Source organism: Flavobacterium piscisymbiosum (assembly GCF_020905295.1).
Lineage (GTDB): Bacteria > Bacteroidota > Bacteroidia > Flavobacteriales > Flavobacteriaceae > Flavobacterium > Flavobacterium piscisymbiosum.
Genome location: NZ_JAJJMM010000001.1, coordinates 6,349,503 through 6,363,591, shown reverse-complemented (window position 1 = coordinate 6,363,591; position 14,089 = coordinate 6,349,503). Strand labels below are relative to the sequence as shown.

9 protein-coding genes are annotated in these 14,089 nt (G+C 35.4%); 3 read left to right on the top strand and 6 right to left on the bottom strand.

All coding sequences use genetic code 11. The annotated features are described in order from the left end of the window. Positions 1 to 88: 88 nt before the first annotated feature. Positions 89 to 1,045 (top strand): aldo/keto reductase, encoded by a 957-nt coding sequence (locus LNP81_RS26720; RefSeq protein WP_230040671.1) that lies wholly within the window; start codon positions 89 to 91, stop codon positions 1,043 to 1,045. 77 nt (positions 1,046 to 1,122) lie between these two features. Here LNP81_RS26720 and LNP81_RS26715 read toward each other — a convergent pair whose 3' ends face one another. From LNP81_RS26715 to LNP81_RS26690, 6 genes are all read right to left on the bottom strand, one after another. Then, positions 1,123 to 2,406: a glycoside hydrolase 5 family protein gene (locus LNP81_RS26715; protein WP_230040669.1), complete on the bottom strand. Its 1,284-nt coding sequence runs from the start codon at positions 2,404 to 2,406 to the stop codon at positions 1,123 to 1,125. A gap of 227 nt (positions 2,407 to 2,633) precedes the next feature. Further along, entirely contained in the window at positions 2,634 to 3,869 is a 1,236-nt protein-coding gene (locus LNP81_RS26710) for a glycoside hydrolase family 26 protein (protein ID WP_230040667.1), read from the bottom strand. 307 nt (positions 3,870 to 4,176) lie between these two features. Continuing rightward, positions 4,177 to 5,364, bottom strand: coding sequence for an AGE family epimerase/isomerase (locus LNP81_RS26705; protein WP_230040665.1), 1,188 nt, complete (start codon positions 5,362 to 5,364; stop codon positions 4,177 to 4,179). A gap of 5 nt (positions 5,365 to 5,369) precedes the next feature. After that, positions 5,370 to 6,560, bottom strand: coding sequence for a glycoside hydrolase family 130 protein (locus LNP81_RS26700; RefSeq protein ID WP_230040663.1), 1,191 nt, complete (start codon positions 6,558 to 6,560; stop codon positions 5,370 to 5,372). A gap of 26 nt (positions 6,561 to 6,586) precedes the next feature. Continuing rightward, complete coding sequence (locus tag LNP81_RS26695) at positions 6,587 to 7,978, bottom strand: MFS transporter (RefSeq protein ID WP_230040660.1); 1,392 nt, start codon at positions 7,976 to 7,978, stop codon at positions 6,587 to 6,589. Between the two features lie 308 nt (positions 7,979 to 8,286). Beyond that, entirely contained in the window at positions 8,287 to 9,417 is a 1,131-nt protein-coding gene (locus LNP81_RS26690; RefSeq protein ID WP_230040658.1) for a glycoside hydrolase family 26 protein, read from the bottom strand. Between the two features lie 305 nt (positions 9,418 to 9,722). On the opposite strand from LNP81_RS26690, the gene LNP81_RS26685 reads away from it, so the two are divergent. Further along, entirely contained in the window at positions 9,723 to 10,601 is an 879-nt protein-coding gene (locus tag LNP81_RS26685) for an AraC family transcriptional regulator (RefSeq protein ID WP_230040656.1), read from the top strand. 312 nt (positions 10,602 to 10,913) lie between these two features. Beyond that, complete coding sequence (locus tag LNP81_RS26680) at positions 10,914 to 14,081, top strand: SusC/RagA family TonB-linked outer membrane protein (RefSeq protein WP_230040654.1); 3,168 nt, start codon at positions 10,914 to 10,916, stop codon at positions 14,079 to 14,081. The last annotated feature ends 8 nt before the right edge of the window (positions 14,082 to 14,089 follow it).

Genomic DNA, 14,089 nt, shown 5'->3' with positions numbered 1-14,089 from the left:
AAATTAAAGACAAATTAGATTTTTAATTATTGAAGTTAGTTTTCTACCTTTAAAACCTATTAAAACACCAACCAATTAATCTAAAATAATGAAATATAACAGATGCGGAAAAAGCGGGTTATTACTACCTGAAATTTCTTTAGGATTATGGCACAACTTTGGGTCAGTAGATAGTTTTGAAAATGCAGAAAGTATTGCTGTAGAAGCTTTTGATAAAGGAATCACCCACTTTGATTTGGCTAATAATTACGGACCGGTACCGGGTTCTGCTGAAACTAATTTTGGTAAAATCCTTTGGCATAATTTTCAGGGAAATTTGCGTGACGAAATCATCATTTCTACCAAAGCAGGTTACACCATGTGGGACGGACCTTACGGCGATTGGGGTTCGCGTAAATATTTATTATCAAGCTTAGACCAGAGTTTGAAAAGAATGAAAGTTGATTATGTTGATATTTTTTATTCGCATCGTCCTGATCCCGAAACTCCAATTGAAGAAACGATGCAGGCTTTGGATTACGCTGTAAGAAGCGGAAAAGCCTTGTATGTTGGAATCAGTAATTATTCGGCAGAGCAAACCCGTGTTGCGGTTGATGTATTGAAACAATTAGGAACGCCGTGTTTGATTCATCAGGCCAAATATTCGATGCTTGAGCGTTGGGTAGAAAATGGTTTACTGGATGTTCTGGAAGAAAAAGGAGTGGGTTGTATTGCGTTCTCGCCTTTGGCACAAGGACTTCTAACAGATAAATACCTGAACGGAATTCCAGAAAATTCCAGAGCACATAACCCAAACGGACATTTGAAAGAAAATGAGGTTACAGCTGAAAGAATTCAGAAATTAGTGCAACTGAATGAAATCGCTCTAAACCGTAACCAATCTTTGGCTCAAATGGCATTGGCATGGTTACAAAAAGACAAACGAATTACATCGGTTTTAATTGGCGCAAGTTCTGTACGTCAATTAAATAATAACATTGATTGTTTGCAAAGTCTTGAATTTACGCCGGATGAATTGAATGCCATCGAGAACATACTATCTTAATTTTTGCTGTACATATTTAAACCCGACAGGTTTTTAAAACCTGTCGGGTTTGAAATACATAGGCATATTGTTTTAAATTACTTCAATTGTAAATTATATTTCTTTACAATATCCAAAGTCGATTTATCCGTAGAAAAAACCGAATTTAATCCTTGTGGTTCTTGCGGAGGATCTGTCGTTAAAGGATCTCCCGGATTCCATTTTCCGTCTTGGGTAACAGGTTTGCCTTCGCCGCCAAATCCCCAAAAATTTGCTGCCTGCAATGGACCGTTATTTTTGACACTTTCGGCAACTCTGCCAAAAATATAATTGTAAAAAACATCTCTGTTTACTGTAGATGTCGTTGCCAGTAAACTTTCGTTTTCCCTTCCCAAACCAAATTCTTCGATAATAATGGGGCGTTTTAGATTGTTCGCCACCTTAATATGCTCATCAATATATTTTCCGGCATTTTCAAGTGTTGTTGGTATTGTTTTTTCGGCATCATCCGCCTTAAACCAATTCCAGTTTTTCGGCCAGATATGCATCGTCAAATAATCAATATTCGGATTTTGGTGCGTTCTTTCAAAAATTTCCATGCTGTCATTCGAACTGTTTTTCCCTTCAGAACCCGTCGAAACCAAGTGATTTTTGTCTAAACTATCAATCAAATTCACAATAGTATTCAGCCATAATGTAAATTTTGCTTCATTTTCTACCGTAAAAAGTCTTGGTTCATTCCCCACTTGCCAGGACATAATTGTGTTGTCTTCGGTATATTTCTTTTTTGAGTATTTGTTGGTTCTTCCTATAATAAACTTCACATGATTTTCTAAAGCTTTCATACAAGGCTCGGAACTGTAAAATTGTTGGGTATATGCCATAAACTGCGGCCATGTATTTGGGGCAATATTCGGAACCGGAATCGCGCCTTTACCGTTCCATTCTAAATATTGCGACATTCCGCCCGACCATTCCCAATTGTTTGTCAGGTATAAAACCGCATACATTTTGCGTTTACTCATTTCGCTGATCAGGAAATCCAGTCCGTCAAGCAAATCTTCGTCGTATTTTCCCTGTTCATATTGCAACGCCGGACGAACCGTAAAATCGTATTTCCCGCCATCAGCGCCAACCAGAATTCTCAGATTATCGATTCCGTTTTTTTGCATCAAATCCAGTTCGCGAAGCAATCTTTTTCGGTCGCCTACTTTTTTCGAAGCCAGTAAACTCCCGTACCAATAATTCGTTCCAATATAAGCGTACGGTTTATCGCCTTTATAAAATTGCGTTCCTTTGACCGTAATTCTTTCCTGCGCCTGACACGCCATTGTAGAGAACATCAAAGCTAATCCGAGGGTTTTTAGAAATTTATTTTTCATTATTTATTTTTTAAAATTTAATCGCTGCTATTCTGAGCGAAGTCGAAGAATTAGGAGCTATTTCCTGCTATCCGTTTCAATCTTTATTTTTTTAAAGAAAAAAAATAAAGGATTTCCACTTCTATCAGGGCTAGGGCTTTAGGTTTTTATTAGTCATTGTGGTGATAAAGAAACTGCGTAAACCCGTTTAAACCTGTTCAAATCCGTGGCCCATTACACCACAATCTTTACTTCGGCAATTCATACATCTTCGGCAAAGAATTCAACAATGCCGATTTTGGCTTTACAGCAAAGTTCTTGAAATCCGCCGCATTCGAAACCGAACCATTTGGCACAAAATAAGCATCTTTGTTGTTGTTCCAAAGCATGACATAACTAACCTCAATGTTATTTGATGTCAATGCGCTGTACAAGTAAGTCGAAAACCAATCTGTTATTGGCGCCTTTGTACTTGTAACCTGGTAACCTGTTTCTGTTAATGCTGCAATTTTTACTTTGGCTTTAGCCAAGTCAGAAATTATTTTTAGTTTAGAATTGGCTTTGGTAGCACCAGATTGTCCTTGATTATCAAAATCACCATAATTGTCCATTCCTAAAATATCTACATATTTATCACCGGGATATCTACTTAAATAATTGCTTTCTGTAGTATATGAGTTGTCAGGTGAAAAAGCATAAAGAACATTATGAACGCCTTTGGTATTTTTTAAATAATCTACTGTAAACTGATAAGCTGTTTTGTATTCTTCGGCAGTGGCAAAATTAGCGCCCCACCAAAACCAGCTTCCGTCAAATTCATGAAAAGGCCTGAAGATTATCGGAATCAATTCACCATTCGAACCTTTTAAATTCAAAAGGACGCTGGCAATTTTGTCTAATTTTTTCTTGTACCATTCGTGATGGGTTTCACCAGGCAAAATGCTTTTAAAAGCGTTTGCTTTCTGGTCAGCCGTCATATCGGCTGTATAAAAAGAATCCTCTTTACTAGGCTCTCTCAAATGCCAGCAAAAGGTATTGATTATTCCTTTCGCATAAGCGGCTTTTGTAGCGTTTACAAGTTTTTCTTCTTGTTGATAAAACCAGTTATCCGCCTGATTGTTATTGTTCTTGTCGGTAATAAACATAAAATCAGAACCTAAAATTGCAGGATCGAAACCTGTGTTTTTTTTAATATCAGATTCACCGCCATTATCCTGATAAAAACTATTAAAAGCGTCTTGCTGACCAATGGCAACTTTAGTTTTGGCCAATTTTTTTAAGTTATAAAATAAAGCTACAGTTTCTTTGGTAGCATTTGCATCAACCATAAAAGTTGTCACGTTTTGTGTCGTCAACAGATTGCTTGGGTTTAAAACTGGTGGTTCAATGATAATCTCAGGATCTGATTCGTCGTTTGAAGAGCAACTTGCCAAAGTCAAAATCGACAGACTTAAAAATGCTATTTTAAGGAAATTGATTTTCATTTTTTGTGGTTTAATTTGGTTAGTTAGCCTTTTTATGTAATTAATTTAAGTTGCTAGTTAATAAGTGTAGTCCCTATGGGACAATGTAATTAAGTTAAGATTTTTTCTCATTTTATGTCATTTCGACGAAGGAGAAATCTTCGCAAGTAACTCCGCAACTAGAGTCCAATCTTTGACGAGCTTCTCACGAAGATTTCTCCTTCGTCGAAATGACAAACAGAACGTTTGAGCGTTACATCGTGAGAGATTTGTCCGTTATTTAACTTTTTTTCACAACTAATTTATTTGTTAAACAACCAATTAAATTTTATAAAATTCGGTTAATCAGCTCTAAACAAGCCCGACTATTATGATACGGACATTTCCAGAAACCGGCTTTGTCTTTTTCGATCAAAGAATAGTCGCGATTAATTCCCCAAAACCATTCTCCGTTTTCTTTGTCTAAAATGTACTTTTTTATAAACTCCCAGTTTTTATAAACGATGTCTAAATACGTTTCATCACCGGTTAATTGGTAAGCGTTATAGAAACCAATTAAAGCTTCGGCCTGAACCCACCAGTGTTTTTCGGCTACTAATTCGTTCTTTTCGGGATCGAGTTCATACCATAAACCGCCATCAGAATCTAGGCCTTCTTTAGTAACTTCAGCCATCTGAACGGCGTGTTTTTTATAATTGGCTATTAGAGTTTCATCTTCAGAAATTTCTGCACATTGCAACAAAAGCCAAGCCGCTTCGATATCATGACCGTATGAAATTACGTCTGGCTTTTCGATCCAGTTTTCATCAAAAAATAATCGTAAATGACCTGTTTGGGTATTGATGAAATGTTTCTCGATTGTTTCTAATAATTCAATAATATCACTTTGCAGTTTTTTGTCTTTCCAGACTTTAAACAAATTTGCATAGGCTTCAACAATATGCAAATGCGTATTCATGGTTTTTTTTTCGTTGGCATCTTTATCGCTCAAACGCAAATCTTCGATGGGCTGCCAATCTCTTGTAAAAGCTTCCAGATAACCTTTGTTTACGGGATCGTAACTGTGTTCCCGAATCTTTAAATATAAATTGATGGCTATTTCTAAAGCTTTATCGTCTTTAGAAATAGCATAATATTCAGATAATCCATAGATCGCAAAAGCTAAAGCGTAGATCTGATTTTTGGTATCTTTTGGAGTTCTGTCAGCATTAATACTCCAAAATAAACCTCCAAATTCGGGATCATAAAAAGAATCCGAAAGAAACTCAAAAGCACGTTTGGCAATTTTTTTATGACTTTCGTTTTGGGTTGCTTTATAGCCTGCAGAAAAACTCCATAAAATTCGGGCATTTAATACAGAACCTTTTTCAGTATTGGCGATAATATGATCGTTGTAATCAATCTGACCAATAAAACCTCCATTTTCACTGTCTAAAGTATGTTTTGCCCAATATTTTAAAATAGAATCAAGTTCAGCTGATAATTCTGTTTTAAGTTGCTTTAGTTGTACTGACACGGTAATTAAATTGTATTGTTTTTTTCGATTTGATTGATGATGGTTTTCACAGAACCTGCAGAAATAAAAGTATCTGCGGGAGCATTGGTAACATAATCAACCAGTTTTTCTACTGATGAAACGGCAACATGCATTCTCGTATCTGATGATGCGTAATACACATAAACGGTTCCGTCATTATCTTCAATCCATCCGTTTGAGAATAAAACATTCGATACATCGCCAACTCTTTCGATTCCTTCAGGTCCCATAAAATGTCCTGCAGGAACGTGCGTTACTTTGCTGATATCATGTAAATCTGTCATAAACATATAAAGTGTATAACGCAATCCAGCTGCGGTGTTACGAACTCCATGAGCCAAATGCAACCAGCCTTTTTCGGTTTTAATAGGAGCGGGGCCAAGACCATTTTTCAATTCATAAATCGTATGATATTGTTTCCCGAAGATGATTTTCTCGTCTTTTACAACTGGGTTTGTCATATCATCAACGTAGCCTAAACCAATTCCGCCACCAGCTCCAACATCGATAAAACCATCTTGCGGACGTGTGTATAAAGCATATTTTGCGTTTACAAATTCCGGATGCAAAACTACATTACGCTGTTGTCCTGTATTCGAAATTAAATCCGGCAGCCTTTCCCAGTTTACGAGATCTTTCGTACGTACAATTCCAGCATTGGCTACAGCCGAACTTGTATCTCCTTTTGGTGCTTTTGGATCTTTTCTTTCGGTACAAAAAATACCATAAACCCAACCGTCTTCATGATGAATCAAACGCATATCGTACACATTTGTATCCGGTTCTTCGGTTTGCGGAATCACGCATGGTTTCTCCCAAAACTTAAAATTATCCACTCCGTTTGGACTTTCCGCTATAGCGAAAAAAGATTTTCTGTCGATTCCTTCTACACGAACGGCAAGCAAATATTTTCCGTTCCATTTCATGGCGCCTGCATTAAAAGCGGCATTCATTCCTATGCGTTCCTGTAAAAACGGATTGGTTTTTTCGTTAAGGTCAAAACGCCAGTTCAATGGTACGTGGGCTGCTGTAACAACCGGGTTTTTGTAGCGTTCGTATATACCGTTTCCGGCATGATCCTGAGGAGCATTTTTTTGCTCGATCAGTATTTTATGTTCTTTTTCTAATGCTACTTTTCTATCCTGAAATGTAGTTGAAGTGGCTATTGCTGTCATATAAATAGATTTCTGTATCTGTATTTTTAATTGCTTTGGTCTCGTTTTTCGTTTAAATCTTGTTCGATTACCTGAAGTTTTTCTTCGGATAATGGATAGAATGCTATAAAAGCAACTGATATTAGGGCTGCTATGGCAGGGAGAATGCTTAACATTAACTGAATTCCGTTTTGAGCTGTGGCGGTTTGCTCGACATTGGCCTGAAAGCCGTAATAACCCAAAAGCCATCCGGCTCCGGCTCCGCCAATAGTCCATCCAAATTTTTGTGACATTGAGGATGCTGAGAAAACCAATCCTGTTGCTCTGCGTCCTTGTTTCCATTCAGAATAATCGGCGCTATCTGCATACATGGACCAGATTAGCGGGAAAATACAACCGGCACAAATACTAATTAAAACCTGAAAACTCATGATTAAGAATATTTCTTCTTTCCCGAATAAATAGAAAATCAAACTAAGGATTGCAGCTAAAGCCATGGCACCAAAAAAGGTTTTCTTTTTACCAATTTTATTAGCAATTGGCGTAGCGATAATTACCCCGATGATGTTGGCTGCTTGTCCTAAAACCAAATAGATTGAAGTTGGCGTCATGTGAAAATCGGTTCCGAAAAGTGAGAAATCAAAATTCACACTGCTGCTTACATAATATTTAAAATAATAAACGGCAGCTCCGTCACGAATCGAGTTGAAAACCAAAGCACCAATTCCGGCTCCGAGTAAAATCCACCACGGTTTATTTTTTAATAAATCTTTTAAATCTTCCTTTAAATTGTTTTCTTCGTCTGAAATTGGTTTTACTCTTTCTTTGGTGAATAAAAAACAAGCCCAGAAAAAAGCAGTTGTAATTACTCCAAAAACAGCAATTGTGGTAAGCCATCCTGATTTAGAGTTTAGGCTTCCGCCGAAATAATTTACTAAAGGTTCAATAAGCCAAAGTGCCAGAAGGCTTCCTCCAAAGGCAAAAACCATTCTGTAAGAGGATAACGTATTTCTTTCTTTTCGGTCAGATGACATTACGCCCAAAAGCGATGCATACGGCACATTGATTAAGGAATAAATCATCATCATGGCCGAATAAGTTACATAGGCATAAATTATTTTTCCTTTTTCGTCAAAATCTGGTGTGTAAAACGTCAGCACGCCAATTACGGCAAACGGCACCGCAACCCATAATAGATAAGGTCTGAATTTTCCCCATTTGCTTTTTGTTCGGTCGGCGATGATTCCCACAATTGGGTCAAAACAAGAATCCCAGATTCGGGTAATCAAAAACATGGTTCCTACAACGGCAGGCGCCAATCCGAAAACATCGGTGTAGAAAAATAGAAGATACATACTGAAGATTTTCCAGAACATCGAAGATGCTGCGTCTCCAAGACCGTATCCTATTTTTTCTTTTAAACTAATTTTGTCGTGCATCAGGCTTTTTTTAATGGTTGTAATTTAGATTTGGTTAGTTATTTTAATGTTTCTATGCGTTGATTTTTTGACGCGGATAAAACGGATTCACTTCGTAAAAACGCGGATAAAAACAGAATTTATTTTGAATGCCATATCTTAAAATCTATGTTTCTATGTGTTGAAATTTTTGCACGCAGATCACGCAGATTTAAGCAGATTTTTAATTTTTAATTCTCAATTTTTAATTTTAAAAAAAATCTCTGTTTCTATGTGTTGATTTTTTAGCACGCAGATCAAGCAGATTTTTAATTTTTAATTCTCAATTTTTAATTTTTTTTAATGTCTTTTTCGAATAAAGTTTTGTCGAGATTATAAAAATCAACAAAATCCTTTGCGCTTATTTGTCCTGTATATGGCGCGTAATAATGCATTTTTTGTTCTTTTTCCTGCCAGCCGTGGTTTCTCCATAATAAAACATAGGAAATTTTATAATCACCAATAGCTTTTGATAAAGTTCCTGTCCACCATTTTGGGTCTGGAATTGCTTCGTAACCCGCTTCTGCAATGGCAATTAATTTGTGTTTTTCAATGCCAATTTCCTTGATGATTTTTAACTGATTCTGAACTTCTGCAATGAATTTTTCACCTTGTTTGTCGTCGTTATTTTGATAAGAATCGAAACTTATAACATCAGCATAATTATCACCCGGATAGTTTGCCAAAAAATCTTCTTTCGAACTGAAACTGCTTGTATTGTAAATATAAATTAAATTATGAACTCCCTTTTTTTGCAGATAATCAAAAGTAAATTTCCATACCGATTTGAATTCTTCAGGCGTACCATTTCCTTTTCCCCACCAGAACCAGCCTCCGGTAAGTTCATGATAAGGTCTGAAAAGCACTGGAATATTTTTTCCTTTTTTATCTTTTAGCGATAATAGATAATTGGCTGCTTTGTCTAACCAAACGGTAAATTTTTGATGGTTTTCACCGCCGGGTAAAACTGTTTTTAATGAATTTGGTGTGTTATCCCAGGCACTTTTTCCGGTTGCCGGATTGTCAAAATGCCAGCTTATAGTGGTGATTCCGCCTCTTTCGTGGCTTTCTTCTATAAATTGTTTCATTTTTGTAAATGGAATTCCGTCTATATTATCAGGACTGTCTTTTTCAAGACCCGCAAGGTCCCAGCCATAAACGGCAGGATAATCGCCTACGACATCTTTTATATCGCTTCGACCATTTTCATATTTCCAGTTTACACCATAAGCAAGATCATCCTGATGACCAAACATGTATCCTTTCTGAGTTAATTGATTGAGCTTTTTATATAAAGAAACGGTTTCTGGTGTAGCTTTTTTATCTGAAAGTGACAAATTAGTATTACTTATAAATTGTTGCGATGAACAAGAAGTGCCTATGAATATTGCTGCTATTACTATTATTATGTTTTTTTTCATTAGAAATATGGTTGTTTATCAGTGATATAAGTGTAAAAGTAACAATTCAAAAACAGCTTATAAAATCTTCATTTTTTTAATCTTTAAATCATTATTGTTTTTGGGTTATAATTATCAAAACTATAAAAACTTATTGCATTAAAAATGATTAATGTTTATTATCAATGTTGTTTTTATAAAAATGATAATTCTATTTTTCAAAGATAATGGGATGTTTATCGTGTAATTAATATTATTTTATCAATTATATATCATATTATTGCAAATAAAAAATTCAATATCACTTCTTAAAATAGTTCTTAAAGATGAGCAGCACTAAAAATTTTTATAGAGAAATCGCTCCGCTTTCGGCTGGAGATAGTTTTTTAGTTTTCGACAGAGTAAAAGATAGTTTTGATTTTCCGGTACATTATCATCCGGAATTTGAGATTAATTTTATTTTAAATGGCAAAGGAGTGAAGCGTGTCGTGGGTGATAATATTGAAGAAATTGACAGTGTCGAATTGGTTTTGATTGGTCCAAATTTATATCACGGTTGGGAATTAAATAAATGTACAAGCAAAAAAATTCACGAAATTACGATTCAGTTTCATAACGATCTTTTTCATGAATCTTTATTGTCACGACGTATTATGAATCCTATTCGGGATATGTTTAACCGATCGATTCACGGTATTTTATTTTCGAAAAAAGTAGCCGAAGAATTAACTCCAAGACTGGTAAAGCTTTCTAAATTAGATGGTATGGACTATTTTTTAGAAATTACTTCTTTATTATATGATTTGGCAAATTCCAGGAATCAACGTTTGCTGTCGACTTATACTGTAGATTATGATACGTTTGATGATTATGATAAAATGAAGCTGGTTTATGAATATGTGCAGAAACATTTTGCAGAAAAAATAACTTTAGAGGATGTTGCCAGTGTTGCGAGTATGTCGATTATTTCTTTTAACCGATTTATTAAAAAACGTACGGGAAAAACTTTTGTAAACTATATCAATGATATCCGAATTGGGTATGCGGCACGCTGGCTGGTAGAAAAAGATATGAGCGTTTCTGAGGTTGCCTTTAAATCGGGTTTTAATAACATTGCCAATTTTAATCGTAGTTTTAAAGCTATTAAAAATTGCACACCCAGCCAATATAGAGAAGATTTTTCTGGATTAAAACGTATTTTGTAGTGATACTTTTTTTGCACAAACAAATATTATTTTTAACGAAATCGTTTGCTTTTAAGCGAATTCATTAATTTTATTTATAAGATCAAGTAATTTAATAGGGTTGATTTGCGAATAATGTAATTTTTTATACTTTTTATTTTCATATGTGTTTTTTTAAAACGTTATAGTAAAAATATTATCATCAAATGATATAATACTATCGATTTAATGTTTACTTGTGTTATAGATTTGTTAAATAATTTAAGAAATAAATACAATCCTTTTTTTTATGACTTGAATTAAGAACAAATTTAAACTAACCAAACATTTATTATGAAAAAACTAATGACTAACTTCATTCATTGGAACGCTAACCACAGAGTAGTTCCTTTGATTTTATTTTTGTTGCTGACCAGTAATTGTATTACAGCTCAGGTTAAGGTAACAGGAATAGTATCTGATGAAAAAGGACTTTCGATACCAGGCGCAAATGTCATGGTAACAGGAACTAAGAAATCAGTTTCAACAGATTTTGACGGAAACTATTCTATTGATGCGCCAGCGAACGCTAGTATTTCAGTTTCGTTTATTGGATATGTTACTCAGACCATTAATGTAAAAAACGGAGGCAAGATAAACGTAGTTTTAAAACTTAGTGCCGAGGATTTACGTGAAGTGCTTGTAAACGTTGGGTATCGTAACCAGAAAAGAAAAGATGTTACAGGTGCAATTTCATCAGTAACGGCAAAGGATTTTAAGGATTCTCAACAAGTAACAGTAGAGCAATTACTTCAGGGTAGAGCTGCCGGGGTTGTTGTTACCAATAATTCAGGAAAACCGGGAGGAAGTATTTCTGTAAAGATTCGTGGTAGTGCATCGTTAGGTGGTAGTAATGAACCGTTATATATTGTAGATGGTATTCCTATTTCAGGAGACGCTACAAATCAGGCTACAGGAGGAACAATTGTTAGTGGTTATATTGGTACAAATACAGGAAGTGTAACCAATAGCCCGTTGGCATTTTTAAACCCGAATGATATTGAGACTATGGACATTCTTAAAGATGCTGCTTCTGCTGCGGTTTATGGTTCAAGGGCTTCGAATGGTGTTGTAATTATTACTACTAAAAAAGGTAAAAAAGGAACTGGAAAAATAACGTATGATACTGCTTTTTCTACACAAAATGTTACAAGACTACTTAAAACAATGGATCTTAGTCAGTATGCTACACAACAAAATGCATTGGCTCAATATTACGGTGTAGCGCCAAGAGATGAATTTGCAGTGCCTTCGGTTTTAGGGAAAGGTACAAACTGGCAGGACGAAATATACAGAACAGCTTTGATGACAAGTCACCAGTTGTCTTTTTCAGGAGCAAAGGATAATATGAGTTATTATGTTTCCGGAGGATATTTGAATCAGGACGGAGTTGTTATTGGATCTGATTTTAAAAGATATACTTTTAAAACCAATCTGGAGGCTAAAGTGAAAGACTGGCTGACAATGGGTATCACTATTAATACAGGAATCACAAACCAAAATATAACTATTGAAGGATATAGCGATGGTATTATTGGTACAACAATATTATCGACTCCGGATGTAGCGGTTAAAAATTTAGACGGGACTTATGCCGGACCGCCTAAAGATGGTACACAAGGCGCATGGATTAATCCTGTTGCCAGTACTTTGATGAATACAAATTATCTGGTACAAAAGAATTTTCAGGGAAATTTTTATGCTACTGTAAAATTAGCAAAAGGATTAGATTATCGTTTTGAATTTGGAGGTTCGACCAATATCCAAAACTTTGAAGGATTTCAGCCTACTTATGCATGGGGAGCTGCTGTAAATAAGGTAAATCAGCTTCAGGAAAGATCGAATACCTGGTACGGACTGAATCTTAAAAATATGCTTACCTATAATATTTCTTTAGGGAAACATAACTTTAATGTTATGGCGCTTCAGGAGGCAAATGATTCTCATTGGTTTGGAGGCAGTCAGTCTATAAGTGGTTTATTAAGTAATGATGTTCACTCTATAAATCTTGGAGACCAAAAAACATTAGTAGCCAGCGAATATAAAGGAGAAAATGCTTTATACTCTTTCTTAGGATCTTTAAATTATAACTTTGATAATAAATACTTTTTGCAGGCTACAGTAAGAGCTGACGGAAGTTCGAATTTTGCCGAAGATAAAAGATGGGGTTACTTTCCGTCGATTTCAGGATCTTGGAAACTTTCGAATGAAAAATTCATGGAAGGTACAAAAGAGTATATCGACAATATTAAATTTAGAATTGGATATGGTGAAACAGGAAACCAAAATATTAGCGGCGGATTGTATGGGTCTAATATTCAGACAATAAAATCGGCTTTAGGGAATTTCTTTACTGCGGGTAATATTGCCAATCCGGATTTAACATGGCAAAAAGCAGAAGACAGTAACTTAGGTCTGGACTTTAGTTTATTTAAATCGAAATTGTTTGCCACTATTGATGTTTACAGAAAACAATCTTCAGGATTTTTATTCGTATTGCCTTTGCCAAGTTACGTTACAGGTTTAGAGCAATATCAGGGTGGTTTGGCAGCGCCAACAGTAAACTTAGGAAGTATGAGAAATCAGGGTATTGAGGCAACGCTTAAATATTCGAACAGTTTTTCTAAAAACTTTTCATGGGATGCTACTCTTATGTTCTCTAAAAACAACAACAAATTGTTGAGCTTGGTTGATAATTTTGATTTAATAAAAGATGTTCAGGTAAATGGTTATACGACTAAAACAGTAACGAAAAGTGAAGTTGGTCAGCCAATAGGTCAGTTTTACGGATACCAAACGGTAGGAATCATTAGAACAAATGAACAATTAGCAAATGCGCCAATTCCTTATACAGGAAACAAAGCAGTAAAAAGTGTTCTGGGAGATGTAGAATATGTAGATCAAAACAAAGACGGATTGATCGACGAAAAGGATTTAACGTATATCGGGAATCCACAGGCTGACTTTATTTATAGTTTCAACAATCAATTTAGATACAAAAATCTTGATCTTTCTGTTTTCTTGACAGGATCTCAAGGGAATAAAGTAATGAACTTAACCAGAAGAGCTGCAACGAAAAATCAACGTTTATACGAAAATCAATTAGCAGAAGCGGCAGATTTCTGGACACCGGATAATCCTAATGCAAAATATCCTAGACCAGACGGCGGAGACGGACATCCAAATATTGCCATCTCTGATCGATATGTAGAAGATGGTTCTTATTTGAAAATTTCGCAGTTAACCTTTGGATATAGTTTACCATCAGATGTGATTTCTAAAACTAAATTAAGCAAATTAAGATTTTATGCAAGTGTTCAAAATCTTTACACTTTCACAAAATACACTGGTTATGATCCGGAAATTGGAGACTACAACCAAAATGCTTTATTGAGCGGAATTGATTCGGGACGTTACCCTACAAACCGCACAATTACTTTTGGGATGAATGTTGAATTTTAATAAAAACT

Bases quoted from the DNA above. Each gene is read 5' to 3' on its own strand.
- LNP81_RS26715 (WP_230040669.1), bottom strand. From the start codon at position 2,406: ATGAAAAATAAATTTCTAAAAACCCTCGGATTAGCTTTGATGTTCTCT.
- LNP81_RS26695 (WP_230040660.1), bottom strand. From the start codon at position 7,978: ATGCACGACAAAATTAGTTTAAAAGAAAAAATAGGATACGGTCTTGGA.
- LNP81_RS26720 (WP_230040671.1), top strand. From the start codon at position 89: ATGAAATATAACAGATGCGGAAAAAGCGGGTTATTACTACCTGAAATT.
- LNP81_RS26700 (WP_230040663.1), bottom strand. From the start codon at position 6,560: ATGACAGCAATAGCCACTTCAACTACATTTCAGGATAGAAAAGTAGCA.
- LNP81_RS26685 (WP_230040656.1), top strand. From the start codon at position 9,723: ATGAGCAGCACTAAAAATTTTTATAGAGAAATCGCTCCGCTTTCGGCT.
- LNP81_RS26680 (WP_230040654.1), top strand. From the start codon at position 10,914: ATGAAAAAACTAATGACTAACTTCATTCATTGGAACGCTAACCACAGA.
- LNP81_RS26690 (WP_230040658.1), bottom strand. From the start codon at position 9,417: ATGAAAAAAAACATAATAATAGTAATAGCAGCAATATTCATAGGCACT.
- LNP81_RS26710 (WP_230040667.1), bottom strand. From the start codon at position 3,869: ATGAAAATCAATTTCCTTAAAATAGCATTTTTAAGTCTGTCGATTTTG.